Here is a 24,542-nt window from a genome sequence, read left to right on the forward strand (position 1 = left end):
CCCGGTCCAGTCCGCGGCAGAGCGGCCGCGGCGCGGCGATCGGAGCTGGGTACCCCATGGTGATCGAGCACTCGTCCGGGTGGCTGCTGAGCGGTTCCGCCGGTTCGGAGGTCGAGTCGCTGGCCGAACTACTGGACTCCTCGCGCCGGTTGGGCCGGTTCTGGCCGGCCGCCGGACCCGGCCCGGTGGCGTCCGTCCCGACCGTGCTGGGCGTGCGGGTGCCGATGGAGGCGCGCCGGGTGGTGGCGGGGATGCCGGAGTACGGCGGGTAGCGGGAACCGGTTTCCTCCGGGGCACGTCAAATCCGCGCGGTGCTGCTTCCGGCGGCGCCGCGTGATCCTCGGGAGGAACGCAGATCATGGACGACAGCACCGCAGCCGTCTCCACCAAGGCCACGACCGTGCGTCGGGCCGCCGCCGCGCTGGCCGGCGCGGCCCTCACGGCCGGACTGCTGACCGCGTGCGGCAGCTCCGGCCCGTCCGGCGCCGCCGCCTCGCCGAGCGCGAGCGCCAGCCCGTCCGCCTCGGCCTCGCCGTCCGCGTCCGCCGCGCCGAGCCCGTCCGGGACGGGCGCCCCGTCCGCCGGGTCGGGTGCGCAGCCCTCGGCCTCGCCGTCCGCGCAGCCGACCTCGCCCGGGATAGCCGTCGGCGAGCGTCCGCCGACCGCGGTGAAGATCCCGGCGACCGGCTACCGGCAGGACAGCCCCACCCAGCTGACGGTGTTCTTCACCGCCGGGGTGTGCGACAAGTACGGGGTGAAGGTCGAGGAGGACAAGCCGCCGGTGGTGCGGCTGCGGGTGGTGATCACGCAGACCGCGGAGCCCGGCAAGGCCTGCCCGATGGTGATGAAGAGCCAGGAGGCGACCGTCAAGCTGTCCGTGCCGATGAACGGCGGCAGCGTGGTCGACACCGCGACCGAGTCGCAGCTGCCGCCGCAGAACGGCGTCGCCGGCGGCGACCCGCGCTGACCCCGGGAACGCCGCGAGGGCGACTCCCCCGGTTGGGGGAGCCGCCCTCGGCGTGCCGGGCCTCGAAGGGCCTAGCTGAACGAGTCGCCGCAGGCGCAGGAGCCCGTGGCGTTCGGGTTGTCGATGGTGAAGCCCTGCTTCTCGATGGTGTCGACGAAGTCGACCGTGGCGCCGCCGAGGTACGGGGCGCTCATCCGGTCGGTGACGACCTTGACACCGTTGAAGTCCTTGACGACGTCGCCGTCCAGCGAACGCTCGTCGAAGAACAGCTGGTAACGCAGGCCGGAGCAGCCACCCGGCTGCACGGCGACGCGCAGCGAGAGGTCGTCGCGACCCTCCTGCTCCAGCAGGCCCTTGACCTTCGCCGCGGCGGCATCGGTGAGGAGGATGCCACTCTCGACGGTGGTCTTCTCGTCCTGGACGGTCATGCTTACTCCCGGTCGGTGACGACTGTGATCCGCCAGTGCCAACCGGCGGCCTCCCGGATTCATTTCCGGAAGGTGGTGCGTTCGGGGGACGTTTTCCGTCGCCCACTCCCCCACGTACCCCATGCTCGCACACCGGGCCACGAGGGTCATCGCCCACTTCGGCAAACCGCTACCGCCCGCGCCCGGGGCGCAGCAGGATGTGACGGGTGATCATTCGTCAGCTCAGGGACACCGCCGAGGACGCCGCCGCCGTCGACCGGGTCGCCCGGGCCGCGTTCCGCGACCTGGACGGCCGGCCGCAGGACGAGGCGGAGACGCCCGAGCACCGGCGCCGCCGGCTGCGCGGGATCGCGCGGGCCAGGCACCTCGCGATCACCGATCCGGCGGGGTGCTGGATCGCCGAGCGGGACGGCGAGGCGGTGGGGGCGGCGCTGTCGCTGCGCCGCGAGGGCGTCTGGGTGCTGCCGCTGTTCGTGGTGCTGCCCGCCGCCCAGGGCCAGGGCGTCGGCCGCCTGCTGCTGGAGCGGGCCACCGCGTACGGGCGGGGCTGCCTGCGCGGGATGCTGTGCGCCTCGCCGTCGCCGGCCGCGGCCCGCCGCTACCGCTCGGCCGGGTTCACCCTGCACCCGACGATGCAGCTGGGCGGGCGGGTGGACCGGGAGCGGCTGCTGGACCCGGGCGACATCCCGGTCCACCCGGGCAACGCGACGCACCTGCACCTGCTGGACTCGGTGGACCGGCGGCTGCGCGGGGCCGCGCACGGGCCGGACCACGGGTTCATGCTGGCCCACTTCGAGGAGTTGCTGATCGCGGACACCCTGGCCGGCACCGGCTACTGCTACCGCGACGGCGGCACCGTGCAGCTGCTGGCGGCCACCTCCAAGCGGATCGCCGCCCGCCTGCTGCGCGAGGCGCTGGCCCGGGTGCCCGGCGAGCAGGAGGCGCACGTGTCGTTCCTGACCGCCGAGCAGGAGTGGGCCGTGGACGTGGGCCTCGACCTCGGCCTCTCGCTCACCACCCGGGGCTACCTGGCGCTGCGCGGGATGCGCCCGCCGGCCCCGTACATCCCGAACGGCGGGTACCTGTGAGGGGCCGTCAGGCCATGGTGGCGAGGATCTCCTCGACCATCGCCATGGTGGTGCCGGGGTGCAGGAAGGCGAACCGGGCGACAGTCTCGCCGTCCCAGCCGGTGGGGGTGACGAAGCCGATCTGGTCGGCGAGCAGCTGCCGGGACCAGCGGTAGTAGTCGTCGTGGGTCCAGCCGGTGCGGCGGAAGCAGACCGCGGACAGCTGCGGGTCGTGCAGCAGTTCGAGGTGCTCGGTGTCGCGGATCAGCTGCGCGGTGTCCTGGGCCAGCCGCAGGCCGGTCTCGATCGCGTCGGTGTAGGCCTGGACGCCGTGCACCGCGAGCGAGAACCAGAGCGGCAGGCCGCGGGCCCGGCGGGTGAGGTGGTAGGCGTAGTCGGTGGGGTTCCACTCGTCGCCCTCGGTGTGCAGCACGTCCAGGTAGGAGGCGTCCTGGGTGTGCACGGCGCGGGCCAGGCGCGGCTCGCGGTACAGCAGCGCGGCGCAGTCGAACGGGGCGAACAGCCACTTGTGCGGGTCGACCACGAAGCTGTCGGCGTGCTCGATGCCGTTGTAGCGCTCGCGCACCGAGGGGGCGAACAGGCCGGCGCCGCCGTACGCGCCGTCCACGTGGAACCAGAGCTGGTGCTCGCGGGCGACCTCGGCGATCCCGGCCAGGTCGTCGACGATGCCTTCGTTGGTGGTGCCGGCGGTGCCGACCACGGCGATCACGGTCTCGGGGTGCGGGTCGGCGGCGAGCGCGGCGCGCAGCGCGGGCCCGGTCAGCCGGCGGTCGACGGCGGGCACCGGGAAGGCCTCGACGCCGATGATGTTGAAGGTGTTCTTGACCGAGGAGTGCACCTGGTCGGCGACGGCGATCCGCAGCCGGGCCTCGGGGCCGACGCCCAGCCGGCGGCGGGCGGTGTCCCGGGCGACCACCAGCGCGGACAGGTTGCCCGCCGAGCCGCCGGAGACGAACGTCCCGCCGGCGCTCTCGGGCAGGCCGGCCCGGTCCGCTATCAACCGCAGCACCTGGTTCTCGGCGGCGATCGCGCCGGCCGCCTCCAGCCAGGAGATGCCCTGCAGCGAGGCGCAGGAGACCACCATGTCGAACAGCAGCGCGGCCTTGGTGGGGGCGCACGGGATGAAGGACAGGTAGCGCGGGCTGTCGGCGGAGATCACCGCGCGGGACAGCTCGTGGTCGTAGAGCTTGAGCACGTCGGCCGGGTCGTTGCCGTGCTCGTTCAGCAGCCCGGAGAGGACCTCCCGCAGGTGGGCGCCGTCGCCGGGGTGGTCGAGCGGGACGGGGTCGTACTGCAGCCGTTCGCGCATGTAGCCGAAGACCAGGTCGACCAGTTCGTTGTCCGGCTTGTGCATGCGGTCGGGCGCTGCGTACACGGGAGTCCTCTTCGCTGCGGGCGGTGCTGGGGGCAAGATCAGCGTAGGCAGCGGGGGTGCGCGGGCGCGCGTCGGAACGCGGCCGCCGGGGGCCGGTTTCCTGCGTCTTCGGGCGGGGCCGCGCAGGATTCCTGCGCCGGTGCGGCGGACGGGTCACAGCAGCTGGGAGAGCACCACCGAGGAGCGGCTGCGCTGGACGCCGGGCTCCTTGCGGATGCGTTCGATGACGGCTTCCAGGTGGCGGGTGTCGGCGGCCCGCAGGTGCACCAGGGCGTCGGGGTCGCCGGTGACCGTCCAGGCGGCGACCACCTCGGGGAACTGGCGCAGCGAGGCGAGCAGTTCCTCGGGCGAGGTGCGGGCGCGGCAGTAGACCTCGACGAACGCCTCGGTGCGCCAGCCGAGCAGCGCCGGGTCGAGCACCACGGTGAACCCGCGGACCACGCCGCGCGCCCGCAGCCGGTCGATCCGGCGGCGGACGGCGGTGGCGGAGAGGTTGGTGAGCAGGCCGATCTCGGCGTACGAGGCCCGGCCGTCGCGGCTGAGGTGCTCCAGCAGCAGGCGGTCGGTGTCGTCGAGCGCCGCCTGCCCGAGGTCGGGCGGCCGGTGCGTGCTCATCGCTGGGCTCCACGGGTGGTGCGGGTGAGGGTGGTGAGCCGTGGGAGAAACGACTCTGCGGGGCCCATTCTCGCGGACGGTCGGACTCCGTTCAGTCCACCAGCAGAACGATCTTGCCGCGGGTGCGGCCCTCGGCGTTCAGCGCCTGCGCGGAGGCGGCCTGACTGAGCGGGAAGGTGGAGGCGACCGGGACGGTGAGCAGGCCGTCCTCGGCGAGCCGGGCGACGGCGGCGAGGTCGTCGGGGTCGGGGCGGGTCCAGATGTAGCGGCCGCCGCGCGCGGTGACGGTGTAGTCGACGACGGAGGCGATCCGGGCGGGGTCCTTGAGGACGGCGGCGGAGACCTCGACGGCGTCGCCGCCGATGAGGTCGAGCGCGGCGTCGACGCCGTCGGGGGCGAGCGCGCGGACCCGGTCGGCCAGGCCGGGCCCGTACTCGACGGGTTCGGCGCCCAGGCCCCGCAGGTAGGTGTGGTTGTGCGGTCCGGCGGTGCCGATGACCCGGGCGCCCAGCGCGGTGGCGACCTGGACCGCGATCGAGCCGACGCCGCCCGCCGCGGCGTGGATCAGCACGGTCTCGCCGCGCCGCAGGTCGAGCGCGCCGACCAGCGCCTGCTGGGCGGTGAGCCCCGCGGTGGGCAGCCCGCCGGCCTCGGCCCAGTCGAGTGCGGCGGGCTTGCGGGCCAGCGTGCGGACGGGGGCGGCGACCAGTTCGGCGTAGGTGCCGTGCTCGATGCCGTCCTTGCGGACGTAGCCGATCACCTCGTCGCCGGGGGCGAACTCGGTGACCGCGCCGCCGACGGCCTGCACCACGCCGGCCAGGTCGAATCCCATGACCAGCGGGAAGTGCACGTCGAGGATGCCGTCGAGCAGCCCCTCGCGGATCTTCCAGTCGACGGGGTTGACGCCGACCGCGCGGGTGCGGACGAGTACCGTGTCGGGGCCGACCTTGGGGTCGGGCAGTTCGGTGTACTCGACCACGTCGGGGCCGCCGTAGCGGTTGATCGCGATTGCCTTCATGACGTCCAGCCAAGCCGATGGCACGGCGGGTCCTCGCGTCGGAAGCGTCCATCCTGGTGAGCGGTTCTCGTCACATCGACGGGATGGCCATCGTCGGGTTGGGCCGAACCGGTTATCATAGATAGCGTCAGATAGACGAGAAGGCTGGTCGGGAACGATCCGGCCGCATCAGGAGGGCACCCGCCCGTGACCACCACCACCGAGAACTACGGCGTCGACCCCACTCCGTCGCCGCTCGCCCTGCTGCTGCTCGGTCGCGAGGCCGACCCGAACAGCGAGCGCGGCGTGGACTGCCCCGGCGATCTGCCCGCCGCCTCCGACCCCGACCTGGTGGCGCGCGCCCGCGCCGCGAAGGAGAAGCTCGGCGACCGGGTCTTCATCCTGGGCCACCACTACCAGCGCGACGAGGTCATCGAGTTCGCCGACGTCACCGGCGACTCCTTCAAGCTGGCCCGGGACGCCGCGGCCCGCCCGGAGGCCGAGTTCATCGTCTTCTGCGGCGTGCACTTCATGGCGGAGTCCGCCGACATCCTCACCTCCGAGCGCCAGCAGGTCGTGCTGCCGGACCTGGCGGCCGGCTGCTCGATGGCCGACATGGCCACCGCCGAGCAGGTCGCCGAGTGCTGGGACGTGCTGTCCGAGGCGGGGGTCGCCGACGTCACCGTGCCGGTGTCGTACATGAACTCCTCGGCCGACATCAAGGCGTTCACCGGCAAGCACGGCGGCACCATCTGCACCTCCTCCAACGCCAAGCGCGCCCTGGAGTGGGCGTTCGAGCAGGGAGAGAAGGTGCTGTTCCTCCCGGACCAGCACCTGGGGCGCAACACCGCGGTGCTGGAGATGGGCATCCCGCTCGACGAGTGCGTGCTGTACAACCCCCACAAGCCGAACGGCGGCCTGACCGCCGAGCAGTTGCGGAACGCCAGGATGATCCTGTGGCGCGGCCACTGCTCGGTGCACGGCCGGTTCAGCCTGGACTCGGTGAACGAGGTCCGCGAGCGGATCCCGGGCGTCACCGTGCTGGTGCACCCGGAGTGCAAGCACGAGGTGGTCAACGCCGCCGACCTGGTGGGCTCGACCGAGTACATCATCAAGGCGCTGGACGCCGCCGAGCCCGGCTCCAAGTGGGCGATCGGCACCGAGCTGAACCTGGTCCGCCGCCTGGCCAAGGCGCACCCGGACAAGGAGGTCGTCTTCCTCGACCGCACCGTGTGCTTCTGCTCGACCATGAACCGGATCGACCTGCCGCACCTGGTGTGGGCGCTGGAGTCGCTCGCCGAGGGCCGGGTGCCCAACGTGATCACGGTGGACGCCGAGACCGAGAAGTACGCCAAGGCGGCGCTGGACCGGATGCTCGCCCTGCCGTAACGATTCACCGCGCCGCGCGCACGAGAGGCGCCGCGCACACGAGAGGGCGGGCACCCCACCGGGGTGCCCGCCCTTCGTCACGTACCGCGCCCGAACTACTCCGGGAGGCCCGGGATCAGGCCGTCGCCCTCGTCCCGCAGCAGCTCGCGCACCTGGTCCAGGGACGCCTCGGCGTCCGGCAGGATCAGGTCCGACGGCTCCAGCGACTCCGGCGGCAGCGGCGTACCGACCTCGCGGACGGCCGCCAGCAGGGTGCCGAGCGCCGCCTTGAAGGCCGCCTCGTCGCCCGACTCGACGGCCTGGAGCAGCTCGTCGTCCAGCTGGTTCAGCCGGTTCAGGTCGCCCTCGGCGACCTCGAACTGCCCCTCACCCAAGACCCGCATGATCATGCTGGTGCGTCTCCCCTGCTCGGGCTACTTGTTGTAGTTGATGGTCGGCGGAGGGGTGTCCTGCTGCTTCCCCTGCTCGATCGCCTGCGGCTGGGAGGCGGGGGCGCCGCCGGTCAGCTCGGCCTTCATCCGGGCCAGCTCCAGCTCGACGTCGCTGCCGCCGGCCACCCGCTCCAGCTCGGCCTCGATGTCGTCCTTGCGGCCGAGGCCGCTGGCGTCGTCGAGCGCGCCGGAGGCCAGCAGCTCGTCGATCGCGCCCGCCCGGGCCTGCATCTGGGCGGTCTTGTCCTCCGCTCGCTGGATGGCCAGGCCGACGTCGCCCATCTCCTCGGAGATGCCGGAGAAGGACTCGGCGATCCGGGTCTGCGCCTGGGCCGCGGTGTAGGTGGCCTTGATGGTCTCCTTCTTGGTGCGGAAGGCGTCCACCTTGGCCTGGAGGCGCTGGGAGGCGAGCGTGAGCTTCTCCTCCTCGCCCTGCAGGGCCTGGTACTGCGTCTCCAGGTCGGTGATCTGGGACTGCAGGTTGGCCTTGCGGCTGAGCGCCTCGCGGGCGAGGTCCTCGCGGCCGAGGGACAGCGCCTTGCGGCCCTGGTCCTCGTACTTGGAGGACTGCTGCTGGAGCTGGGTGAGCTGGAGTTCCAGGCGCTTGCGGGAGGTGGCCACGTCGGCGACGCCCCTGCGCACCTTCTGCAGCAGTTCCAGCTGCTTCTGGTAGGAGTAGTCGAGCGTTTCGCGCGGGTCCTCCGCCCGGTCCAAGGCCTTGTTCGCCTTGGAGCGGAAGATCAGCCCCATACGCTTCATGATTCCGTCGCTCATGGGCCTCGATAGCCCCCTTCTTCGGGCCTGGGTTTGCGTCTCGTGACAGGTCGAGTGTATGCGCGACGGGGTCTCCGGCGCAGTGCACCGACCTGCAACAAGCCTGCTACAGCGGGGGGCCGTTCGGCATCGTCCTCGCGATCGATATCGGTTTGGGTCCGAGGTCACGACGGAATGCCGCCGGTCAACCCGTACGCTGGAGGGGTGTTCCGACGCCGCTCTGATGAATCCGCCGCCTCCTCCACCGTCACCATGACCGAGGAGGACGCGCCGCAGTCCCGCGACCCGCAGGCCCCGAAGGGCCGGCCCACGCCGAAGCGCAGTGAGGCCGAGGCCAACCGGAAGACCCGGGTCACCGTTCCCAAGGACCGCAAGGAGGCCGCGAAGCAGGCCCGCGAGCGGGTCCGCACCGAGCGGGAGAAGCAGCGCACCGCACTGCTGAACGGTGACGAGCGGGCCCTGCCGCCGCGCGACAAGGGCCCGGTGCGGCGCTACGTCCGCGACTTCATCGACTCCCGCTGGGCCGCGGCCGAGTTCTTCCTGCCGTACGCCGTCGTGGTGCTGGTGCTCAGCATCACGAAGATCAACACCCTGCAGCTGCTCTCCACGCTGCTGTTCATGGTCTTCTTCGTGGTGGTCATCCTGGACTTCGTCCGGATCGGCTTCGTGCTGCGCAAGGGCCTCGCCGAGCGCTTCCCGAACCAGGACACCCGCGGCGCCGTGATGTACGGCCTGATGCGCACCCTGCAGATGCGCCGCCTGCGGCTGCCCAAGCCGATGGTCAAGCGGGGCGAGCGGCCCTGACCGCGGAAGCCGTTCCGCCGTACTGGGCCCCGCCGGCGCAGCAGCCGGTCGGGGCCTTCGGCACGCCGGGCATCCCCGCCCAGTACGGCTACGGGCCGTCGACGGGCCGGCACGGGCGGCTGCCCGCGCGCGGCGGGCCGTACCACAGCGGGGCCGGCGAGTGGCTGGAGCGGCAGGGCGGCCTGCACAACCTGGTCCGCCAGGAGCTGGTGACCCGTCAGCTGGCCGAGCAGCTCACCCGGGGCACCGCCCTGCGGGTGCTGGACGTCGGCTGCGCCGAGGGCACCCAGGCGCTGCGGCTGGCGCGGGCCGGGCACTTCGTCACCGCGATCGACCCCGACCCGGTGCTGCTCGGCACCGCCCAGCAGGCGCTGGCCGCCGAGCCGCCCGAGGTCCGCGAGCGGGTCCAGCTGCTCACCGGCGACGGGCACCAGGTGGGCCGCTGGTTCGGCCCGCGCAGCTTCGACCTGGTGCTCTGCCACGGAACCCTGATGTACCTGCCCGACCCGGACCCGATGCTGGCCTCGGTCGCCCGCATCCTGGCGCCCGGCGGGCTGCTCTCGCTGCTGGTCCGCAACGGCGACGCGCTGGCCATGCGGGCCGGCCTGACCGGCGACTGGCGGGCCTGCCAGGAGGCCTTCGACAGCACCCGCTACACCAACCGGCTCGGCCTGCCCGCCCGCGCCGACCGGCTCGCCGAACTCTCCGGCACGCTCGCCGAGTTCGCCGTCCCCGTGCGCCACTGGTACGGGGTGCGGGTGTTCACCGACACCATGCCCGACGAGGCCGCCCCGGTGGACGGCCGGCAGCTCGGGCAGCTGCTGGACGCCGAGGAGCGGGCCGGCAAGCAGGACCCGTACCGGCAGGTCGCCGCGCTGCTGCACGTGGTCGCGGCGAAGTAGCGCAACCGACGGGCCGTCAGCCCTCGTGCAGGCTCATCGGGTAGATGTCCCGGCCGTCCTCGACCAGCACCACGCGGTCCACGCCGTCCTCCAGCAGGGTCTTCCACTCCTCGCCGATCCAGGACTCGGCGTCGCCCTGGCTGGAGAACTCCTCGGCGCCGCCCTCCGGGGTCACCACGGTGCCGTCGCTCTTCTCGTACCGCCAGGTCCACACCATGCCGGGCTCCTCCGTGAGTCGTGCCACTGGGTCGTGACGGTAGCGTGCCCACCCGGCGAGCGGGCAATGCGCCGTCCGGCAGGATGATCGCATGGCACTCCCCCGCACCCTGCTCCTCGGCGGCGCCCGCTCCGGCAAGTCCACCCACGCCGAGCGGCTGCTCGCCGACCGCGCCGACGTCCTCTACGTGGCCACCTCCGGCACCCGGGACGGCGACGCCGACTGGGCCCACCGCGTCGGCCTGCACCGGGCCCGCCGCCCGGCCGGCTGGCGCACCGCCGAGACCTGCGAGCTGGAGGCGGTGCTGACCGACCGGGCCGACCCGGCGCCGGTGCTGATCGACTGCCTGGCGCTCTGGCTCACCGCCGTCATGGACGAGCACGACGCCTGGGACGACCGGGCGTGGCCGGGCGGCGCCCGGGAGGCGGTGGAGGCGCGCTGCGCCGCGCTGGCCGCGGCCTGGGCGGGCACCGCCCGGGAGGTGGTCGCGGTATCCAACGAGGTCGGCATGGGCGTGGTGCCCGCGACCGCCGCCGGACGGCGCTTCCGGGACACCCTCGGGCGGCTCAACATGGCGGTCGCAGACGCCTCCGAGCAGGTGCTGCTGGTGGTCGCCGGACAGGTGCTGACCATCAAAGCGGCGGCCGTGTAGATTGCCGAGCGATGGACACCACCGTGGATCTCGACACTTTCTCCTCGCTCGTCGAACGGCCTGACGAGGGTGCGCGGCGCGGCGCCGAGGAGCGCTGGCAGCAGTTGGCCATGCCGCCCGGCGGCCTGGGCCGGCTCCAGGAGCTGGGGGCCTGGCTGGCGTCCGCGCAGGGCGAGACGCCGGTCCGTCCGCTGACCAGCACCCGCGTCCTGCTGTTCGCCGCCGACCACGGCGTCGCGTCGCTCGGCGTCTCCACGCTGGACGCCCGCGGCGGCACCGCCGACCGGGTCCGCGCGGTCCTCGACGGCACCGCCCCGGTCGCCGTGCTGGCCCGCCGCTACGGCGCGGACGTCCGGGTGGTCGACATCGCGGTGGACGCCGACCCCGCCGAGTTCCCCGAGGAGGTCGTCCGCCACCGGGTGCGGCGCGGCTCCGGCCGGATCGACGTCGAGGACGCGCTCGGCGCCGAGGAGGCCGCCCTGGCCTTCCGGGCCGGGATGGCGGTCGCCGACGAGGAGGCCGACGCCGGCACCGACCTGGTGCTGCTCGGCGACCTCGGGGTGGGCTCCACCACGGTCGCCGCCGTGCTGATCGGCGCGCTGTGCGGCACCGACGCCGCCGCCGTCACCGGCCGCGGCTCCGGCGTCGACGACCGGGTCTGGATGGTCAAGTGCGCCACCGTCCGCGACGCGCTGCGCCGGGCCCGGCCGGTGCTCGGCGACCAGTTGGCGCTGCTCGCCGCGACCGGCGGCGCCGACTTCGCCGCGATCACCGGGTTCCTGCTGCAGGCCGCCGTCCGCAAGCTGCCGGTGGTGCTGGACGGCGTGGTCTCCGCCGCGTGCGCGCTGGTCGCCCAGCGGATCGCCTTCCGCGCCCCCGAGTGGTGGCGGGCCGCCGCCCTCACCGGCGAACCCGCCCAGGCCAAGGCCTACGACCGGCTCACCCTGACGCCGCTGCACGAGGCGGGCGTCACCATGGGCGAGGGCGTCTCGGCGGTCCTCGCCCTGCCCCTGCTGCAGGCCGCCACCGACACCCTCGCGGAGCCGGTCGCCGTCCCCAGCGCGAAGCCCCTTCCCCCGCGGGCCCCGGCCAAGCTGCCGACGGCCTCGGAGCTGTTGGGCCGTTACTGAGCAGGTGGGCAGCGGGAACGAGAGGGCCCGGACCGACGGACTGCGGTTCGCGTTCGGGACGCTGACGGTCCTTCGGGTCCGCGTGCACCGGTGGGACCGGTCGGCCGGCGGGGCCGCGATGCTGCTGGCGCCGGTGGTCGGGGTGGTCGTGGGCGCCCTCGCCGGCGGCGTGGGCGCGCTGGTCGCCTGGCGCGGCGGGGCACTGCTCGGGGCGGTCGCCGCGGTGGCCGTCGGGGCGGCGCTGACCCGGGGGCTGCACCTGGACGGGGTGGCGGACGTCGCGGACGGGCTGGGCAGCGGGAAGCCGGCCGAGGACGCCCTGCGGATCATGAAGCAGTCGGACATCGGGCCGTTCGGCGTGCTGACGCTGGTGCTGCTGATGCTCGCTCAGATCGCGGCCCTGGCCGGCCAGTTCGCCCTCTCGCCGGGGCGCGGCGCGCTGGCCGCCGGCGTCGCGGCGGTGGCGGGGCGGACGGCCCTCGCCTGGGGGTGCCTGCGCTCGGTGCCGGCCGCCCGGCCCGGCGGGCTGGGGGCGATGGTGGCGGCGACCGTGCCTCCGGGGGCGGCGGTGGCGGTGACGGCGGTGGTGGCCGTCGCCGCGGCGGCGGTCCGGTGGCAGTACGGGGTGGCGGTGCTGATCGGGGTCGCCGTGGCGGCCGGCCTGCTGCGGCGCTGCGTGCGGCGGTTCGGCGGCGTGACCGGGGACGTGCTGGGAGCGCTGGTGGAGACGTCGGCGACCGCGGCGCTGGCGGCCGTGGCACTGGTGTGACTGCCCGTCAGGTTCCGGCCCGTACGCGAACTCACGCACCGTCACGGGTCGCGGCGGTTCGTGCACGGGGGCAGGCGGGGCGGCGGGATCCCAATATGCGGACTACCATGCGGTGAGCACCCTGGCCCTGTGCCCCGTTTCGCCGCGGAGTCTGCCTGGGTTTTGCCGGGTCGGCAATGGCGCCGTCACCGGCTGTGGACCGCGAAAGAACAGGACGCATTTGTCGTGACTGCACTGTCTGTGAGCACCTCCTCCGCCGTGAGCCTGCGTGCGGATGCCCTGGTGATCGGCGTGGCGAAGGGGCCCAAGGGCCTGGTCGTGGCGTCCGGTGCCGAGGCGGTCGTCGAGGCGTTCGATGGCAAGCTGGCCGAGGTCCTCACCACCCTGGGCGCCACCGGCGCCGAGGGTGAGGCGGTCAAGCTTCCCGCGCCGGCCGGGCTGAAGGCGCCGCTGGTGCTGGCCGTGGGCCTGGGCGAGGCCGCCGACGGCGCGTTCGGCGCCGAGGAGCTGCGAAAGGCGGCCGGTGTCGCCGCCCGCACCCTGGCCGGGTCGAAGAAGGTCGCGCTGGCGCTGCCGGCGGTCTCCGCCGAGGCGGTCGAGGCGGTCGCGCTGGGCGCGCTGCTCGGCTCGTACGCGTTCGGCAGCTACAAGGGCGAGGTGGCGAAGGCGCCGGTCGCCGAGCTGGTCCTGGTGACCGACCGGAAGGCCTCGAAGGACGCCAAGGCCGCCGTGGAGCGCGCCGCGGCGATCGGCGAGGAGATGAACCGGGCCCGTGACCTGGTCAACACCGCGCCGAACGACCTGAACCCGAAGTCCTTCGCGGCGATCGCGCAGGCGGCCGGCAAGGAGCACGGCCTGAAGGTCGAGGTGCTGGACGAGAAGGCTCTGCTGAAGGGCGGCTTCGGCGGCATCCTCGGCGTGGGCGTCGGCTCGGCCAACCCGCCGCGGCTGGTGAAGGTGGCCTACACCCACCCGAAGGCGAAGGCCTCGCTGGCGTTCGTCGGCAAGGGCATCACCTACGACTCGGGCGGCATCTCGCTCAAGCCGGCCGGCCACAACGAGACCATGAAGTGCGACATGGCGGGCGCCGCCGCGGTGTTCGCCGCCGTGGTCGCCGCCAAGCGCCTGGGCCTGCAGGTCAACGTGACGGCGTGGCTGGCGCTGGCGGAGAACATGCCGTCCGGCTCGGCGACCCGTCCGGGCGACGTGCTGCGGATGTACGGCGGCAAGACCGTCGAGGTGCTGAACACCGACGCCGAGGGCCGGCTGGTGCTGGCCGACGCGATCGTCCGGGCCGGCGAGGAGAAGCCGGACGTGATCGTGGACGTCGCGACGCTGACCGGCGCGATGGTGCTGGCGCTCGGCAACCGCACCTTCGGCGTGATGGCCAACAACGACGCGCTGCGCACCCGGCTGCACGAGACCGCGGGCGCGGTGGGCGAGCAGTCCTGGCCGATGCCGCTGCCGGCCGACCTGCGCAAGGGCATGGTCGAGTCGACCGTCGCGGACCTGGCGAACATGGGCGAGCGGATGGGCGGCGGCCTGGTGGCCGGCCTGTTCCTGAAGGAGTTCGTGGCCGAGGGCATCGACTGGGCGCACCTGGACATCGCCGGCCCGGCGTTCAACGAGGGCGGCCCGTCCGGCTACACCCCGAAGGGCGGCACCGCGAGCGCGGTGCGCACCCTGGTCCGCTTCGCGGAGGACACCGCCGCGGGCAAGTGATCCGCTGACGTGTGGGGCCCGGCACCAACGGTGCCGGGCCCCACACGCATTACCAGCCGGTAGCCCGGTACGCCAATACGACGATGTGTTCGCCTCCGGCGAAACTTAATTCCGCAGAGCGGAACAGGGCCGGTGAAGACCCCCGGACGGAGTACCTCCGCTTGCCGATTTCCCGGCCGTGAGCTGCGACGATACCTCCGAGAACGGGTCATACCGCCGTCGCGCGGGCCGCTGCGGATGCTCCTCGGGGCACCCGCCGACGCCACCTGCCGCCAACAAGTGCAAAGATGTATTTCCGGCACGACTGGGCGCCTTACGAGGGCACTCACCCACCGGACCGCGACCGGCCCGGCGATCCGCACCTTTTGCATGGAGGACGTGACGTGGCGAACGACGCCAGCACCGTTTTCGACGTAGTCATTCTCGGAGGCGGAAGCGGCGGTTACGCCGCGGCGCTCCGTGGCGCCCAGCTCGGTCTGAGCGTCGCGCTGATCGAGAAGGGCGAGCTGGGCGGCACCTGCCTGCACCGCGGCTGCATCCCGACCAAGGCGCTGCTGCACGCCGCCGAGGTCGCGGACGAGACCCGGGAAGCCGCCGAGTTCGGCGTCCTCGCCACCTTCCAGGGCATCGACATCAAGGGCGTCCACAAGTACAAGGACGACGTCGTCGCCGGCCTGTACAAGGGCCTGCAGGGCCTGGTCGCCTCCCGCAAGGTCACCTTCATCCAGGGTGAGGGCCGACTGTCCTCGCAGACCTCGGTGGACGTCAACGGCCAGCGCATCGAGGGCCGCCACATCGTCCTCGCCACCGGCTCCGTCCCGCGCTCCATCCCGGGCCTGGACATCGACGGCGACCGGATCATCTCCTCCGACCACGCGCTGAAGCTCGACTACATCCCGAAGTCGGCGATCATCCTCGGCGGCGGCGTCATCGGCTGCGAGTTCGCCTCGGTCTGGAAGTCCTTCGGCGTCGACGTCACCATCGTCGAGGGCCTGCCGCACCTGGTCCCGCTGGAGGACGAGAACTCCTCCAAGCTGCTGGAGCGCGCCTTCCGCAAGCGCGGCATCAAGTTCGAGCTGAAGTCCCGCTTCTCCGGCGTGGAGTACACCGCCGACGGCGTCCGGGTCTCCACCGAGAACGGCAAGTCCATCGAGGCCGACGTGCTGCTCGTCGCCATCGGCCGCGGCCCGGTCTCGGCCGGCCTGGGCTACGAGGAGCAGGGCGTCGCGATGGACCGCGGCTACGTCCTGGTCGACGAGTACCTGCGCACCAACGTGCCGACCATCTCCGCCGTCGGCGACCTGGTCCCGACCCTGCAGCTGGCCCACGTCGGCTTCGCCGAGGGCATCCTGGTGGCCGAGCGGATCGCCGGCCTGAAGGTCGTGCCGATCGACTACGACGGCATCCCGCGGGTGACCTACTCCAACCCCGAGGTCGCCTCGGTGGGCCTGACCGAGGCCAAGGCCGTCGAGCAGTACGGCAAGGAGAAGGTCGTCACCCTCAAGTACAACCTGGCCGGCAACGGCAAGAGCAAGATCCTCAAGACCGCCGGCGAGATCAAGCTCGTCCAGGTCAAGGACGGCGCCGTCGTGGGTGTCCACATGGTCGGCGCCCGCATGGGCGAGCAGGTCGGCGAGGCTCAGTTGATCTACAACTGGGAGGCCCTGCCCGCCGAGGTCGCGCAGCTGATCCACGCGCACCCGAGCCAGTCCGAGGCCCTCGGCGAGGCCCACCTCGCGCTGGCCGGCAAGCCGCTGCACGCGCACGACTGATCGCGCCCCCGTCCCCGTTCATTCCTGTACGCAAGACTTGATAGGAGTCGCTGGAACCATGGCGGTCTCAGTAACACTGCCCGCGCTGGGCGAGAGCGTGACCGAAGGCACCGTCACCCGCTGGCTGAAGGCCGAGGGTGAGCGCGTGGAGATCGACGAGCCGCTGCTCGAGGTCTCCACCGACAAGGTCGACACCGAGATCCCGGCGCCGGCCTCCGGCGTCCTGGCCTCGATCAAGGTCGGCGAGGACGAGACCGTCGAGGTCGGCGCCGAGCTGGCGATCATCGACGACGGTTCCGGCGCCCCCGCCGCCGCCCCGGCGCCCGCCGCCGAGGCTGCTCCGGCCGCCGCTCCGGCGCCGGCCGCGGAGGCCCCCGCCGCCGCGCCCGCCCCGGCCGCCGAGGCTCCGGCTCCGGCCGCCGCCGCGCCGACCGGCGACGCCTCCCCGGTGCTGCTGCCCGCCCTGGGCGAGTCGGTCACCGAGGGCACCGTCACCCGCTGGCTGAAGGCCGAGGGCGACACCGTCGAGGTCGACGAGCCGCTGCTCGAGGTCTCCACCGACAAGGTCGACACCGAGATCCCCTCCCCCGTGGCGGGCACCCTGGTGAAGATCCTGGTCGGCGAGGACGAGACCGCCGAGGTCGGCGCCCAGCTGGCGCTGATCGGCGCCGCGGGCTCGGCTCCGGCCGCCCCGGCCCCGGCCGCCGCCCCGGCTCCGGCTGCCGCCCCGGCCGCCCCCGCCGCTCCGGCTCCGGCCGCTCCGGCCCCGGCTCCGGTGGCTGCCGCTCCGGCTCCGGCCCCCGCTGCCCCGGCTCCGGCCGCTCCGGCCCCGGCTGCCGCCCCGGCCGCTCCGGCGCCGGTCGCCGCCGCTCCGGCCGCTGCCGCTCCGGCCGCGGACGCCGGTGACGCCTACGTCACCCCGCTGGTGCGCAAGCTCGCCGCCGAGCACGGTGTCGCGCTGTCCTCCGTCGCCGGCACCGGCGTCGGCGGCCGCATCCGCAAGCAGGACGTCATCGCCGCCGCCGAGGCCGCGAAGGCCGCCCCGGCTCCGGCCGCGGCCCCGGCCGCCGCCCCGGCGAAGGCCGCTGCCGCGCCGTCCGCGCTGCGCGGTCAGACCGTCAAGATGACCCGCATGCGCAAGGTCATCGGCGACAACATGCTGAAGGCCCTGCACGAGCAGGCACAGCTGACCAGCGTGGTCGAGGTGGACGTCACCAAGATCATGTCGCTGCGCGCGAAGGCGAAGGACTCCTTCCTGGCCCGCGAGGGCGTGAAGCTGTCCCCGATGCCGTTCTTCGTGAAGGCCGCCGCCCAGGCGCTGAAGGCCCACGCGGTCATCAACGCCCGGATCAACGAGGCCGAGGGCACCGTCAGCTACTTCGACACCGAGAACATCGGTATCGCGGTGGACTCCGAGAAGGGCCTGATGACCCCGGTCATCAAGGGCGCGGGCGACCTGAACATCGCCGGCATCTCGAAGAAGACCGCGGAGCTGGCCTCGAAGGTCCGCGACAGCAAGATCACCCCGGACGAGCTGTCCGGCGCGACCTTCACCATCTCCAACACCGGTTCGCGCGGTGCGCTGTTCGACACCGTCATCGTCCCGCCGAACCAGGTCGCGATCCTGGGCATCGGCGCGACCGTGAAGCGCCCGGTGGTCATCGAGGCCGACGGCGGCACCGCCATCGGCATCCGCGACATGACCTACCTGTCGCTCTCCTACGACCACCGCCTGGTGGACGGCGCGGACGCCGCCCGCTACCTGGTCGCGGTCAAGGAGATCCTGGAGGCCGGCGAGTTCGAGGTCGAGCTCGGCCTCTGACGCACCGTCACCGGGAGCCCCGCACCGTCTGCGACGGTGCGGGGCTCCCGCGTGTCCGGGGCCGCGACGCGCGGTGCGATCGGGTGCGGCGGCGGCGGCGATTGTGGATGCTGGAGCGGTGATGGACGAGACGGCATTCTGGCAGCTGATCGACGACGCCCGGGACGCGGCCGAGGGCGACCCGGACGAACAGGCGGAGGCGCTGGTCGAGCGCCTGCTGCGGCTCACCCCGGACGAGGTGCTGGACTTCGCCCGGCAGTTCGAGGCGCGGTTCCAGCGGGCCTACACGGTGGAGCTGTGGGGCGCCGCGCACCTGCTGCTCGGCGGGGCCTCCGAGGACAGCTTCGACTACTTCCGCTGCTGGCTGATCGGCCAGGGCCGGGACGTCTTCGAGGGCGCGGTGCACGACCCGGACGCGCTGGCCGAGCTGGCCCCGGACTTCGACGACGAGGAGGACGGCGACGCCGAGGAGCTCGGCTACGCCGCCGACGAGGCGTACGAGCGGCTCACCGGACTGCCGCTGCCGGACCTGGGGGTGCGTCAGCCGCCGGTCGCGCAGGGCCTCTCGTTCGACTTCGAGGACGGCGCGGCGATGGCCGTCCGTTACCCCCGGCTGTGGGAGCTGTACGGGGACTGACGGCCCGTCGGCTCCGGCCGGCCGCCGCCTTCCGGGTGGCGGCCGTGCGGGTGGTCGGTCAGGAGCTCTTGGTGACGCCCTGCACGATGTCGTCCAGGACCGACGGATCCGGGGCCTTCGGGTCGTCGTCGACGCCGCCGTGCAGGATCACGTAGCCGCTGCCGTCGCTCGCCGGGGCGGCCGCGACCACGACGTAGCCGGACGCGCCGTCCTTCGGTTCGACGTACCAGCGGATCGCCCACCCCTGGCTGCCCGCGATGGTCAGGGTGCCGGCCGCCTCCTCGCGGTGCGACTTCAGCTCGCCGAAGATGCTCGGCGCGAAGGCGGCCATCTCCTGCTCGGCGGCGGTCTGCGCGTCGGCCGCGTCCACCGGGTCGTTGACCACGGCGAACTGGCCGCGCACGCACAGGCTCTCGGACTGGCTGCAGGCGTACTGGCCGAAGATCTCGATCACCGAGGACTTCTCGGTGGCCGACTCCGCCGTCCAGCCGTCGGGCATCGGGACGCCCCAGCCGTGCGCCTTGTCGGCCAGGACCACGCTGTCGCCCTTGGACGGGGACGGACTCCGGCTCGGGCTCGGCGAGATCCGGCTCGGGCTCGGGGCCGGGGTGGAGACCCCGACGGTCAGCGTGGGCACCGGGTCGGGCTTCTTCCCGGAGGACGGCTGCAGCGCCCACACCGCGGTGGCGACCGCGCCGATCACCACCACCGCGACGGCGGCGGTGGCTCCGATCACCAGGCCACGGCCGCTGCCCGGGGCCTTCGGCGGGGCCGGGGCCGGCGCCGGCTGCTGCAGCCCCGAACTGTCCCAGGACTGGGTGACCGCGTCGTTGAGCCGCCCCGCGGGGCGGTGGGAGTCGGTCCAGCCGGTGCCGTCCCACCAGCGTTCCTGCCCGGTGCCGGGGACGGGGTACCAGCCGGGCGGCGTCGGGGTGCTCACGGCGGCTACCGTACCGTCCCCGGGGTGCCGCCGGGAGCCGGGGGCCGGTCACGAATCGGGCACCCCGCTGGTGTGTTGACGAACGGTCAGGAGAGTTCGCAGCCCATCCAGACGTCGTCGACGTACCGGCCGTCCAGCAGGAAGTGCTCCGGCAGTACCCCGAACACCTGGAAGCCGTTGCGCTCGTACAGGCGGCGGGCCGGGGCGTTGTGGCCGAGCACCCGCAGGGTCAGCCGCCGGGCCCCCGCCGCGCGGGCGGCCTCGCAGGCGGCGAGCAGCAGGGCGTCGCCGATGCCCCGGCCGCGGGCCTCCGGCAGCACGCCCAGCCCCTGGAGCTGTCGCACGTGCGCGTTCGACTCCAGCGGGATCTCCTGCACCTGCCGGACGTACCCGACCACCCGGCCGCCCAGCTCGGCCACCAGGTACTGCTCCGGCCGGTGCTTCCGGTCGAACAACGGCGCCTCGGCCGCCCCCCGCGGGGAGACCTCGCTGAGCGGCGACCAGACGGCGTGGTCGACCGCGCGGATCGCCCGCTCGTCCCACGCCGTCGCCGGACGGATGATCAGATCGATGGACGGCATGCCGGCCATGCTAGGCGCACCCCCGGACCCACCGGCAGCGCGGGGCGGTCCGGCCGCGGGCCGAGGGTGGGCCGGGTTGGATGTGTGTCGCCGGGAGGGCGGGGCAAGCGAGTCCCGGGCCCCCGAAGTCCGGACGGCGTGTGGCTCGACACCGGCCCTGCCGGGGGTGGGGGTTGACACGGGCTCAGCGGAAGGGCGGGGCGGCGGGATTCGGTGGGGATGGGCTGACAGGATGGCCGGTATGCGAATTGCGGTGACGGGATCCACGGGGTTGATCGGGTCGGCGCTGGTGCGGTCCCTGCAGGGAGACGGGCATCAGGTGGTGCGGCTGGTGCGGCAGCGCTCGCGGACCGGGGCGCAGCCGGACGGAACGGTCGGGGTGGGGTGGAACCCGTACCTGATGCAGATCGACGCGGCCGGGCTGGCGGGGGTGGACGCGGTGGTGCACCTGGCCGGGGCGGGGGTCGGGGACCGGCGGTGGACGGACGCGTACCGGCGGGAGATCCGGGACAGCCGGGTGCTCGGGACGGAGACGCTGGTGGCGGCGCTGACCCGGCTGGAGGAGCCGCCGAAGGTGCTGGTGAGCGCGTCGGCGGTGGGGATCTACGGGCAGACCGCGGACCAGCTGGTCGACGAGTCGGCGCCGACCGGCAGCGACTTCCTGGCCGAGGTGTGCCTGGAGTGGGAGGCGGCGGCCCGGCCCGCCGCGGACGCCGGGATCCGGGTGGTGCACCCGCGGACCGGGCTGGTGCTCGACCCGGCGGGCGGGGCCGGGGCGCGGCTGCTGCCGCTGTTCAAGCTGGGGCTGGGCGGCCGGCTGGGCGGGGGCGGGCAGTACTGGAGCCTGATCTCGCTGGCCGACGAGGTGGCCGCGCTCCGGTTCGTGATCGATCACCCGGAGCTGTCCGGGCCGGTCAACCTGGCGGGCCCGTCCCCGGTCACCAACCGGGAGTTGACCGAGGAGCTGGCCCGGCAGCTGGGCCGCCCGGCGGTGTTCGCCGTGCCGGAATGGGCGCTGCGCGCGGTGCTCGGGGAGATGGCGGTGGAGGTGGTGGGCAGTCACCGGGTGGTGCCGACGGCCCTGTTGGCGGCGGGGTTCGAGTTCCGGGACGCGGACGTGTCGGCGATCGTCGCGGCGGCCCTGGGCCGCCGGTAGGGCCGACGGTTCGTCAGGGGGCGCACGGGTGCATCCTGGCGGCGCGCAGGGCGTGGGCCGTCACGGTGCGCGCCCGTCCCCGCCCGGCGCGCCCCGTTTGGCGCACGGTGGGTGACTGATCCGTCCCGCTGTGTCGCCGGACCCGGTCGGATGACCCGATTGACTGTCACCCGGCGGTCTGGAGCGGCGGATGACGGGGCATCACCAGTGCGGACCATGTCCTGGGCCCCCGCTGCCCGCCCCGGCATCCACCCGTTCACGGGCCCTGCCGCGCGCGGCGGACGCGGAGGGCTCCACCTGGGAGGGAGCACCCACTCGTGCCCGCACATGACTTCACCGCACGTGCCCACACCGCCGACCCCGACGCGGTGGTGGTCGGCGCCGGTCTCGCCGGCCTGACGGCCGCCGCCGAGCTCACCGCCCGGGGCCTGAACGTCCAGGTCCTGGAGGCGACCGAGCAGGTGGGCGGCCGGATGGCGACCCGCGAACTCGACGGCTTCCGGCTGGACCACGGCGGCCACCTGCTGAACACCGCCTATCCCGAACTCGCCCGCCGCCTCGACCTCGACCGGCTGGAGCTGCGCCCGCTCGCCCCCGGCGTCCTGGTGTACAGCGCGGGCCGCAGCTACCGGGTCGGCGATCCGCAGCTCACCCCGGCCCGGCAGGCCGCCGCCCGCGGGCCGCTCGGCACGCCCCTGGACAAGGCGCGGCTGGCCGCCACGCTGTCGCGACTGGCCGCCACCCCGCCGTCCCGGCTGCTGGCCAGGCCGGAGACCACCGCCGCCCGGGCGCTGGCCGACCGGGGCCTGCCCACCCGGACGGTGGACGGGTTCCTGCGCCCGCTGCTCGCGGCGCTGCTGTCCGACCCGGCGCTCGGCACCTCCAGCCGGGTCGCCGACCTGGTGCTGCGGGCGTACGCGCTGGGCAGGCTCTGCGTCCCGGCGGCCGGGATCGGGGCGGTCCCGGCGCAGTTGGCCGCGCGGCTGCCCGAGGGCGCCGTCCGGTTGGGCGTCGAGGTGACCGCCGTCGGCACGGACGGGGTGGAGACCGCCGGGCACGGCCGGGTCCGGGCCCGCGCGGTGGTGGTCGCCACCGACGCCGCGACCGCCACCACCCTGCTGCCCGGCCTGCGGCAGCCCGGCTTCCACCCCGTCACCACCTACTACCACGCGGCCGGGAGCTCCCCGCTGGGCGAGGCCGTCCTGCTGCTGGACGCCGAACGCTCGGGAGTCTCGCACTCCCTGGTGCTGAGCGACGCCGACCCCTCGTACGCCGCCGACGGGCGGGCGCTGGTCGCCACCACGGTGCTCGGCCGCCGGGCCTTCGACTCCGGCGGCCCGGCCGGCGACGAACCGCAGGTGCGCCGCCGGCTGGCCGAGCTGTACGGCACCTCCACCACCGGGTGGGAGTTCCTGACGGTGCGGCACGTCTCCGACGCGGTGGTCTCGATGCCGCCGCCGCACCACTTCCGCCGCTCGGTGCGGCTGCTCGCCGGGCTGTACGTGTGCGGCGACCACCGGGACACCGGGACGGTCCAGGGTGCGCTGGTGTCGGGGCGGCGGGCCGCGGCGGCGGTGCTGAAGGACCTCGGCGTCCTGACCGACGCGGAGATCACCGAGGCCGCGGCCTGACGGACCGTCCGGGGCCGCTGACCCGCCGTCGGCGGGTCAGCGGCCCCGGGGCCGTGGCCGGTCAGATCACCCCGGCCTGCCGGGACGCCTCCTCGAAGGCGCGCGCCGCCGAGGTGGTGCGGTACGGGGCCAGCCGGCGGTGGAAGTCGCGCAGGTACTCGACGGTGCGGGCGGAGCGCATCTCGCCGGCCGCGCGCAGCGAGTCGGTGGCCATCGAGCAGGCCTCGTCCACGTCGCCCATGCCGAGGCGCGCGGAGGCCAGCACCAGCCGGCAGAGGATCCGGCTGCGGGCGTAGGCGGGGGCGCGCAGCCGCAGTGACTTCTCGGCGTGCTGGGCGGCGGGCCGCCACTGCTGCAGGTCGCGGTAGCAGTGGGCGAACTCGTCGGCGAGCTGGGCGTCGTCGAAGTACCGCGCCCAGGAGGGGACTTCGTCGGCGGTGCGGGCGGTGGCGAGGGCCCGTTCGCAGCGCACCAGGGCGGTGGTGCAGGCCCGGACGTCGGCGGCCAGGGCGTGGCCGCGGGCCTCGGCGGCGTGCATCAGCGCCTGCACCACGGGCGCGGCGGTGGTGCCGACGCCCTGCTGGGCGACCCGGGCCAGTTGGATGGCCTCCCGGGCGTGGCCGAGGTGCACGGCCTGCTGGCTCATGGTGGTGAGGATGAACCCGCCGAGGACGCGGTCACCGGCGGCCTGGGAGAGCCGCAGCGCCTGCACGAAGTACCGCTGGGCCAGGCCGTGCGCGGCGATGTCGAAGGACGTCCAGCCGGCCAGTCTGGTCAGGTCGGCGACGGCGCCGAACAGGGCCCGGCCGATCTGCTCGCCGTACCGGCCGCGGAGCATCGGCTCGGCCTCGCTCTCCAGGTACCGGACCAGCGCCTGCCGGGCGTGGCCGCCGCCGTAGGCGTGGTCGAGGGCGCGGAACAGGTCTCCGACGGCGCGGATGGCGGCGATGTCGCCGCGGCCGACCCGGACGGGGGGCCGGCTCTCCCGGGCCTCCGGTGCGGGTTCGGCGGCCGCGCCGGCGGGGCGGCGCAGGGCCTGCGGGGGGACCCGGGCGCCCGACGGGGGCGTGCGCAGCTCCTCGGGGGTGAGGGTGCTGCCGTCGCGGGCGACGCGTTCGTCGGTGCGGCCGATCAGCCAGTCGCGGCTGGGGACGACCAGGCCGGCGGGGGTGAAGGCGATCTTGCGGAGTTCGGCGTAGGGGCCGTTGTCCTTGCGCCACATGGAGGCGACGATGTCGACGGCCTCCTGCGGGGTCTCGGCGAACTCGAGTCCGGCGTAGACCGGGGCGCAGGCGTCCAGGCCGACGTCCTGCGCGGTGAGCCGGCGGCCGAGGCGGCGGGTGAAGACCTCGGCGATCAGCGCCGGGGTGGCGCCGCGCGGCTGCTGGCCGCGCAGCCAGCGGGTGACCGAGGTCTTGTCGTAGCGCAGGTCGAGGCCGTGTTCCAGGCCCAGCTGGTCGACGCGTCTGGCGAGGCCGGCGTGCGAGAAGCCGGACTCCTCGATGAGTGCGGCGAGTTGGGGGTTCTGGGCGCGCCCGGCGGCGGGCGGGGCCTCGGCCTGCTCGGGGGCGTGCGGAGGGGTCTCGGCCGCTCCGGTCGGGCGCGGGTCGAGCGGGTCGAGCGGTCGGTACGCCGGGCTGTCGATTACTGGCCGTTGGGGCATAGCAGTCCACACCTCTCAGGCGCCGTTCCGGCCCCTCCTGCCCGGGACGGCGCCCCCTGATCGGGAATCGGCGCGAATGT

At 74.0% G+C, this 24,542-nt stretch carries 24 protein-coding genes and 1 pseudogene; 15 read left to right on the forward strand and 10 right to left on the reverse strand.

All coding sequences use genetic code 11. From position 1 onward, the window contains the following. Positions 1 to 56 precede the first annotated feature (56 nt). Together BX266_RS10050 and BX266_RS10055 are read left to right on the forward strand one after the other, a co-directional pair. Positions 57 to 272: a hypothetical protein gene (locus tag BX266_RS10050; RefSeq protein WP_099898588.1), complete on the forward strand. Its 216-nt coding sequence runs from the start codon at positions 57 to 59 to the stop codon at positions 270 to 272. A gap of 86 nt (positions 273 to 358) precedes the next feature. Then, positions 359 to 967, forward strand: coding sequence for a hypothetical protein (locus BX266_RS10055; protein WP_099898590.1), 609 nt, complete (start codon positions 359 to 361; stop codon positions 965 to 967). Between the two features lie 71 nt (positions 968 to 1,038). Here BX266_RS10055 and erpA read toward each other — a convergent pair whose 3' ends face one another. Further along, on the reverse strand, positions 1,039 to 1,395 hold the full coding sequence (gene erpA / locus BX266_RS10060) for an iron-sulfur cluster insertion protein ErpA (protein ID WP_099898592.1): 357 nt from the start codon (positions 1,393 to 1,395) through the stop codon (positions 1,039 to 1,041). Positions 1,396 to 1,601: 206 nt separating this feature from the next. On the opposite strand from erpA, the gene BX266_RS10065 reads away from it, so the two are divergent. After that, entirely contained in the window at positions 1,602 to 2,483 is an 882-nt protein-coding gene (locus BX266_RS10065; protein WP_099898594.1) for a GNAT family N-acetyltransferase, read from the forward strand. Between the two features lie 7 nt (positions 2,484 to 2,490). Here BX266_RS10065 and BX266_RS10070 read toward each other — a convergent pair whose 3' ends face one another. The 3 genes from BX266_RS10070 to BX266_RS10080 all read right to left on the reverse strand — a co-directional run bounded on the left by BX266_RS10070 (position 2,491) and on the right by BX266_RS10080 (position 5,491). Further along, a complete protein-coding gene (locus BX266_RS10070; protein ID WP_099898596.1) occupies positions 2,491 to 3,858 on the reverse strand; it encodes a pyridoxal-dependent decarboxylase in 1,368 nt (455 codons plus the stop codon). A 153-nt stretch (positions 3,859 to 4,011) separates the two neighbouring features. Beyond that, a complete protein-coding gene (locus BX266_RS10075) occupies positions 4,012 to 4,473 on the reverse strand; it encodes an Lrp/AsnC family transcriptional regulator (RefSeq protein WP_099898598.1) in 462 nt (153 codons plus the stop codon). Positions 4,474 to 4,564: 91 nt separating this feature from the next. Beyond that, positions 4,565 to 5,491 (reverse strand): NADP-dependent oxidoreductase, encoded by a 927-nt coding sequence (locus tag BX266_RS10080; protein ID WP_180290434.1) that lies wholly within the window; start codon positions 5,489 to 5,491, stop codon positions 4,565 to 4,567. A gap of 186 nt (positions 5,492 to 5,677) precedes the next feature. On the opposite strand from BX266_RS10080, the gene nadA reads away from it, so the two are divergent. Then, positions 5,678 to 6,859, forward strand: coding sequence for a quinolinate synthase NadA (gene nadA, locus BX266_RS10085; protein ID WP_099898600.1), 1,182 nt, complete (start codon positions 5,678 to 5,680; stop codon positions 6,857 to 6,859). Positions 6,860 to 6,954: 95 nt separating this feature from the next. On the opposite strand, the gene BX266_RS10090 is transcribed toward nadA, so the two are convergent. Together BX266_RS10090 and BX266_RS10095 are read right to left on the reverse strand one after the other, a co-directional pair. Beyond that, entirely contained in the window at positions 6,955 to 7,248 is a 294-nt protein-coding gene (locus BX266_RS10090; RefSeq protein WP_099898602.1) for a PspA-associated protein PspAA, read from the reverse strand. 24 nt (positions 7,249 to 7,272) lie between these two features. Continuing rightward, the gene (locus BX266_RS10095) at positions 7,273 to 8,064 is read right to left on the reverse strand and encodes a PspA/IM30 family protein (RefSeq protein WP_099898604.1); all 792 of its coding nucleotides are present in this window, start codon (positions 8,062 to 8,064) and stop codon (positions 7,273 to 7,275) included. Positions 8,065 to 8,268: 204 nt separating this feature from the next. On the opposite strand from BX266_RS10095, the gene BX266_RS10100 reads away from it, so the two are divergent. After that, entirely contained in the window at positions 8,269 to 8,868 is a 600-nt protein-coding gene (locus BX266_RS10100) for a DUF3043 domain-containing protein (RefSeq protein ID WP_180290435.1), read from the forward strand. A 209-nt stretch (positions 8,869 to 9,077) separates the two neighbouring features. After that, positions 9,078 to 9,770, forward strand: coding sequence for a bifunctional 2-polyprenyl-6-hydroxyphenol methylase/3-demethylubiquinol 3-O-methyltransferase UbiG (locus BX266_RS10105; protein ID WP_180290436.1), 693 nt, complete (start codon positions 9,078 to 9,080; stop codon positions 9,768 to 9,770). 16 nt (positions 9,771 to 9,786) lie between these two features. On the opposite strand, the gene BX266_RS10110 is transcribed toward BX266_RS10105, so the two are convergent. Next, on the reverse strand, positions 9,787 to 9,987 hold the full coding sequence (locus tag BX266_RS10110) for a hypothetical protein (protein WP_099898610.1): 201 nt from the start codon (positions 9,985 to 9,987) through the stop codon (positions 9,787 to 9,789). Between the two features lie 94 nt (positions 9,988 to 10,081). Between BX266_RS10110 and cobU the strand changes: the two are divergent. The 7 genes and pseudogenes from cobU to BX266_RS10145 form a co-directional block, all read left to right on the forward strand. Next, positions 10,082 to 10,639, forward strand: a pseudogene (cobU, locus tag BX266_RS10115) (bifunctional adenosylcobinamide kinase/adenosylcobinamide-phosphate guanylyltransferase); the annotation flags it as partial. Positions 10,640 to 10,650: 11 nt separating this feature from the next. Next, on the forward strand, positions 10,651 to 11,769 hold the full coding sequence (locus tag BX266_RS10120) for a nicotinate-nucleotide--dimethylbenzimidazole phosphoribosyltransferase (RefSeq protein WP_099898614.1): 1,119 nt from the start codon (positions 10,651 to 10,653) through the stop codon (positions 11,767 to 11,769). A 4-nt stretch (positions 11,770 to 11,773) separates the two neighbouring features. Beyond that, a complete protein-coding gene (locus BX266_RS10125) occupies positions 11,774 to 12,538 on the forward strand; it encodes an adenosylcobinamide-GDP ribazoletransferase (RefSeq protein WP_099898616.1) in 765 nt (254 codons plus the stop codon). Positions 12,539 to 12,763: 225 nt separating this feature from the next. Beyond that, complete coding sequence (locus BX266_RS10130; RefSeq protein ID WP_099898618.1) at positions 12,764 to 14,260, forward strand: leucyl aminopeptidase; 1,497 nt, start codon at positions 12,764 to 12,766, stop codon at positions 14,258 to 14,260. A gap of 383 nt (positions 14,261 to 14,643) precedes the next feature. After that, complete coding sequence (lpdA, locus tag BX266_RS10135; RefSeq protein ID WP_099898620.1) at positions 14,644 to 16,032, forward strand: dihydrolipoyl dehydrogenase; 1,389 nt, start codon at positions 14,644 to 14,646, stop codon at positions 16,030 to 16,032. A 58-nt stretch (positions 16,033 to 16,090) separates the two neighbouring features. Continuing rightward, positions 16,091 to 17,854, forward strand: coding sequence for a 2-oxoglutarate dehydrogenase, E2 component, dihydrolipoamide succinyltransferase (sucB, locus tag BX266_RS10140; protein ID WP_099898621.1), 1,764 nt, complete (start codon positions 16,091 to 16,093; stop codon positions 17,852 to 17,854). A 121-nt stretch (positions 17,855 to 17,975) separates the two neighbouring features. Further along, positions 17,976 to 18,491, forward strand: a complete 516-nt coding sequence (locus BX266_RS10145) for a DUF4240 domain-containing protein (protein WP_099898623.1) — start codon at positions 17,976 to 17,978, stop codon at positions 18,489 to 18,491. 58 nt (positions 18,492 to 18,549) lie between these two features. Here BX266_RS10145 and BX266_RS10150 read toward each other — a convergent pair whose 3' ends face one another. Together BX266_RS10150 and BX266_RS10155 are read right to left on the reverse strand one after the other, a co-directional pair. Then, positions 18,550 to 19,431, reverse strand: a complete 882-nt coding sequence (locus BX266_RS10150; protein ID WP_099898625.1) for a DUF2510 domain-containing protein — start codon at positions 19,429 to 19,431, stop codon at positions 18,550 to 18,552. Between the two features lie 86 nt (positions 19,432 to 19,517). Then, complete coding sequence (locus tag BX266_RS10155) at positions 19,518 to 20,021, reverse strand: GNAT family N-acetyltransferase (protein WP_099898627.1); 504 nt, start codon at positions 20,019 to 20,021, stop codon at positions 19,518 to 19,520. Between the two features lie 223 nt (positions 20,022 to 20,244). Here BX266_RS10155 and BX266_RS10160 point away from each other — a divergent pair, with 223 nt between their 5' ends. After that, on the forward strand, positions 20,245 to 21,168 hold the full coding sequence (locus BX266_RS10160; protein ID WP_180290437.1) for a TIGR01777 family oxidoreductase: 924 nt from the start codon (positions 20,245 to 20,247) through the stop codon (positions 21,166 to 21,168). Positions 21,169 to 21,485: 317 nt separating this feature from the next. Continuing rightward, a complete protein-coding gene (locus tag BX266_RS10165) occupies positions 21,486 to 22,799 on the forward strand; it encodes an FAD-dependent oxidoreductase (protein ID WP_099898630.1) in 1,314 nt (437 codons plus the stop codon). Between the two features lie 61 nt (positions 22,800 to 22,860). Here BX266_RS10165 and BX266_RS10170 read toward each other — a convergent pair whose 3' ends face one another. Further along, positions 22,861 to 24,462, reverse strand: a complete 1,602-nt coding sequence (locus tag BX266_RS10170) for a regulator (RefSeq protein ID WP_259464633.1) — start codon at positions 24,460 to 24,462, stop codon at positions 22,861 to 22,863. Between the last annotated feature and the right edge of the window lie 80 nt (positions 24,463 to 24,542).

Source organism: Streptomyces sp. TLI_171 (assembly GCF_003610255.1).
Lineage (GTDB): Bacteria > Actinomycetota > Actinomycetes > Streptomycetales > Streptomycetaceae > Kitasatospora.

Excerpts from the sequence above, each read along its gene's own strand:
- BX266_RS10110 (WP_099898610.1), bottom strand. The coding sequence starts at position 9,987 with ATGGTGTGGACCTGGCGGTACGAGAAGAGCGACGGCACCGTGGTGACC.
- BX266_RS10170 (WP_259464633.1), bottom strand. The coding sequence starts at position 24,462 with ATGCCCCAACGGCCAGTAATCGACAGCCCGGCGTACCGACCGCTCGAC.
- BX266_RS10080 (WP_180290434.1), bottom strand. The coding sequence starts at position 5,491 with ATGAAGGCAATCGCGATCAACCGCTACGGCGGCCCCGACGTGGTCGAG.
- BX266_RS10075 (WP_099898598.1), bottom strand. The coding sequence starts at position 4,473 with ATGAGCACGCACCGGCCGCCCGACCTCGGGCAGGCGGCGCTCGACGAC.
- BX266_RS10095 (WP_099898604.1), bottom strand. The coding sequence starts at position 8,064 with ATGAGCGACGGAATCATGAAGCGTATGGGGCTGATCTTCCGCTCCAAG.
- BX266_RS10145 (WP_099898623.1), top strand. The coding sequence starts at position 17,976 with ATGGACGAGACGGCATTCTGGCAGCTGATCGACGACGCCCGGGACGCG.
- BX266_RS10160 (WP_180290437.1), top strand. The coding sequence starts at position 20,245 with ATGGCCGGTATGCGAATTGCGGTGACGGGATCCACGGGGTTGATCGGG.
- sucB (WP_099898621.1), top strand. The coding sequence starts at position 16,091 with ATGGCGGTCTCAGTAACACTGCCCGCGCTGGGCGAGAGCGTGACCGAA.
- BX266_RS10050 (WP_099898588.1), top strand. The coding sequence starts at position 57 with ATGGTGATCGAGCACTCGTCCGGGTGGCTGCTGAGCGGTTCCGCCGGT.
- BX266_RS10055 (WP_099898590.1), top strand. The coding sequence starts at position 359 with ATGGACGACAGCACCGCAGCCGTCTCCACCAAGGCCACGACCGTGCGT.
- erpA (WP_099898592.1), bottom strand. The coding sequence starts at position 1,395 with ATGACCGTCCAGGACGAGAAGACCACCGTCGAGAGTGGCATCCTCCTC.
- BX266_RS10120 (WP_099898614.1), top strand. The coding sequence starts at position 10,651 with ATGGACACCACCGTGGATCTCGACACTTTCTCCTCGCTCGTCGAACGG.
- BX266_RS10155 (WP_099898627.1), bottom strand. The coding sequence starts at position 20,021 with ATGGCCGGCATGCCGTCCATCGATCTGATCATCCGTCCGGCGACGGCG.
- BX266_RS10090 (WP_099898602.1), bottom strand. The coding sequence starts at position 7,248 with ATGATCATGCGGGTCTTGGGTGAGGGGCAGTTCGAGGTCGCCGAGGGC.